This window comes from Cetobacterium sp., from assembly GCF_048470075.1.
GTDB lineage: Bacteria > Fusobacteriota > Fusobacteriia > Fusobacteriales > Fusobacteriaceae > Cetobacterium_A.
This window is the reverse complement of record NZ_DBGBQB010000089.1, coordinates 1-3,426: the sequence shown is the minus strand read 5'-3', so window position 1 is coordinate 3,426 and position 3,426 is coordinate 1. Positions and strand designations below refer to the sequence as shown.

At 31.6% G+C, this 3,426-nt stretch carries 2 protein-coding genes; both read right to left on the bottom strand.

The annotated features are described in order from the left end of the window. The coding region (locus ACMOUI_RS03360) for a DUF4403 family protein (protein WP_418964334.1) at positions 1-1,269 on the bottom strand (1,269 nt) is incomplete at its 3' end. Positions 1,270-1,350: 81 nt separating this feature from the next. After that, entirely contained in the window at positions 1,351-3,282 is a 1,932-nt protein-coding gene (locus ACMOUI_RS03355) for a [FeFe] hydrogenase, group A (protein ID WP_418964333.1), read from the bottom strand. Between the last annotated feature and the right edge of the window lie 144 nt (positions 3,283-3,426).

Below are 3,426 nucleotides of genomic sequence, written 5' to 3'. Positions count from 1 at the left end.
AAATGTTAAATATTTTTCCTTAATAGTGTTTGTAATTTTATTTTTAAATATAGCATTGGCTAACTTCAATATAAGACTATTAGTTTCAAGGGTATAATCGAAATCATTTCCATTTAAAACTCCAGTATTTTGATCAAAATAAGGCTTAACGTTAGCTATAATAGTTCCAGTAGGATTTAAAAATCCAAAAATATCTAAACCAAACTCACTTGAAATATTAAGAGTGGAATTTTTAGAGGATAGAGTTACACTTTTTATAGATGATGATACACCGGAAAATAACTTAAATTCTCTATTGTTTAGATTTTTATTTAAGACCTCATTTAAATTTTTATATGTTGATGAAACTGGAAGAACAATATTAAAAGAGTCATTTACAAATCCAAAATTTATACTAGGAAGAGTAGTTAGATTTAGTGGTGCTGGTTTATCTCCAAAATACAGGTGTAAATCAACGTCAGTTCCAACTTTAATTCCAAGTTCAGTATCTGTTGTAACTAGGTTTGAGTATCTTGCAGATTTTGGGTTAACAGTTAACCATAGGTTATATTCAGGATTAACAAGTATAGGTTCTTTAAATTTTAACCAGTATTTTTCAACAAGAGATCTCAAATCAAAAGATTGAATTTTAGAATCCAACTCATCAGTGGCTTTTCTTAATTTTGAAACCACACTTTTTTCTAAACTATCTCCAATATTGATATCAGTCTTAAAGCTAAGACCATATATATTTAAGGTCAAAGGAAGATCATTGTTAGATATATTTAAAAATGGGCTACTATTTGCACTTATCTGCCAATTTGGTGAAATACTAACAATACTATTAATTCCTGCATTACCATTTAATGCAATCTCTGTACTCTGACTCTGTCTGCTCCAACTAGCTTTAAAAAGACCACTTATATTAGTCGAAGCTTGAATCTCTTGCTCTTGAGCCGAAAAATTTATAGGAGAACGGTTAATCTTATACGCCCACACAAAAGACTCTGAAAATTGAGAGAACTTCTTATCCACAGCTCCAAGGATATCAAGCCCAACACCTAAAATATTATTTTTATTTCCATTAAAGATTTGATTTCCAGAACCTGAGTCCTCTATTGTATATGGTAATTGGCTATTTATAATGTTCTCAACAATAGATTTTTTCATTGTGATATCAACATCAACCTTAGAGGTAGATATATCCTCAGAATAAAGGTTAGAGTTTAAAACCAAAGCAAAAGTTAGAAAATATAAAAAATTTTTATTAGAAAATTTATTATTTTTCATAGAACCTCCCTATTAGATTAATAAGATACGTATAAAAATATAGAAGCCTTTGAAGGCTTCTATATTGAAACATTATGCTGCTTATCTATGTGTTTTTATTTTTGGGAAATATTTAGTGTGTAAAAGTTCATGAGCTTTTCTACTTAACGGATAATCTAAGTATTTCTCATAAATAGCTAAAACTTGAGGATTTTCATGTGATCTTCTATATTCAGAGATAGTATCTATATTATTAAGTCCCTGTGCTCTTTTTTCAAGAGTTTCCTGTTTTTTGATGGCTTTTGGCTGTCCACCACCACCAACACATCCACCTTTACATGCCATAATCTCAATAGCATGATAGAACTCCTCTCCACTTCTAATTTTATCCAACATCTTTTTAGCTTCTTCAAGACCATGGGCAATACCAATTCTAAGTTCAATATGTCCAATTGTTAAATCACAACTTCTAAATCCATCCCATCCTCTAAGAGCTTCAAACTCTATATTATCAATTCTTTCTCCAGTGATCATTTCAATAGTAGATCTTGTAGCAGCTTCAATAACTCCTCCAGTTCTACCAAAGATGATACCTGCACCAGAATATTCACCTAATGGATTATCAAAATCCTCCTCTTCAACAGTATTTAGATCAATTTCAGTTTCTTTTAAAATTTTGATTAGCTCTCTAGTAGTGATAACATAGTCAGTGTCATAGTTATCTCCTCTTGAAAACTCCTCTCTTGCAGCTTCATATTTTTTAGCTAAACAAGGCATTATAGCAACTGTAGTAACCTCATCTCTCTTATATCCCTTCTCTTTTGCCCAGATATCCTTTGCAATTGTAGAGAAAATTTGCATAGGTGATTTAACAGTTGATGGTACATCAAGCATATCAGGATAACTTTGCTCTATAAATTTAACCCAAGCAGGACAACATGATGTTAGAATTGGTAGTCTAACATTGTCATCACCTTTAAAGAATGCCTCTAGCCTTTGTTGGAACTCAGTTGCTTCTTCCATAATTGTTAGGTCAGCAGCCCAAGTAGTATCAAATACATAATCCACTCCTAACATTCTTAAAGCTCCATTGATTTTTTTCTCAATGTTTACTCCAGCTTCAAACCCAAAGGCCTCTCCTAAAGCTACTCTAACAGCTGGAGCCATCTGTGTAATCACTATTTTACCAGGAGTTGAAAGGTCTCTAAGGAATTTTAAACTATTATCTCCCTCATTGATGGCATTTACAGGACAAGCTGCAACACACTGACCACAGTGAGTACATCTTTCAATATCAATACGGTGTCTCTCTTTAATTTTTCCTTCAATACAGTGAACAGGGCAAACTCTAGCACAAGCAGTACAACCTATACATTTACTTGTAATTCTAAATTTTACAAGTTGTGGGCACTCTCCAGTGTAACATCTGTGCTCTTCAATATGCTCCTCAAACTCATGATAAAAAGCTTCAATAGCCTCTTCAATAAGGTTATGTTTCTGTTGAGTAGCCTCTTTTATATTCTTAGATAGTTGTCTTAAAAGATAAAGATCTCTCATGTTTCCTTTTCCTTTAGATATTCTATCTAAAACTCTCCAAGATCTTTCTATTTCAAATTTTGCAATAAGATACTCTCTGTACTCTCCCTTAGATAATTTTCCTAGAATAAATTCAACATAGTATTTGGCAAACTGAACAATACAGCTTTCATTTGATAAAACTATCAATGCTTTAGGATGTTTTGAATCAAAGAAATGACCAAAATCAACAATTTCATTTAAAGATTCTTTTGTAGCAAATCCTCCAAAAGGTAAACCAAACTGAGCAGCCTTAAACTCTTTTCCATTTTTCATTCCGCCAGCAATATCTAAAATATCCTTTAGAGTTGCATTTTCTGGGATTTCATAAATTCCAGGATTGTTAACCTTTCCAGAGATTGTGATAAGTCTGTTTTCTCCTACAAGTCCTCCCATAAGATCACTTTCAATAAAGACAGAACCTAAAGTTGTTCTAAGTAAGTTTTGTTTCTTGTTCATAAATTCTCCTTTTTATTTTTGTAGTTTTTTATTATATTCTTATATAAAATTAATTTCCTTTTTTCAATATTGTTATTGGGTATATCTTCACACTTCCCAAGAAGTTCATTGATAATATTTGAGAATACATCTAAATCTAAAGAG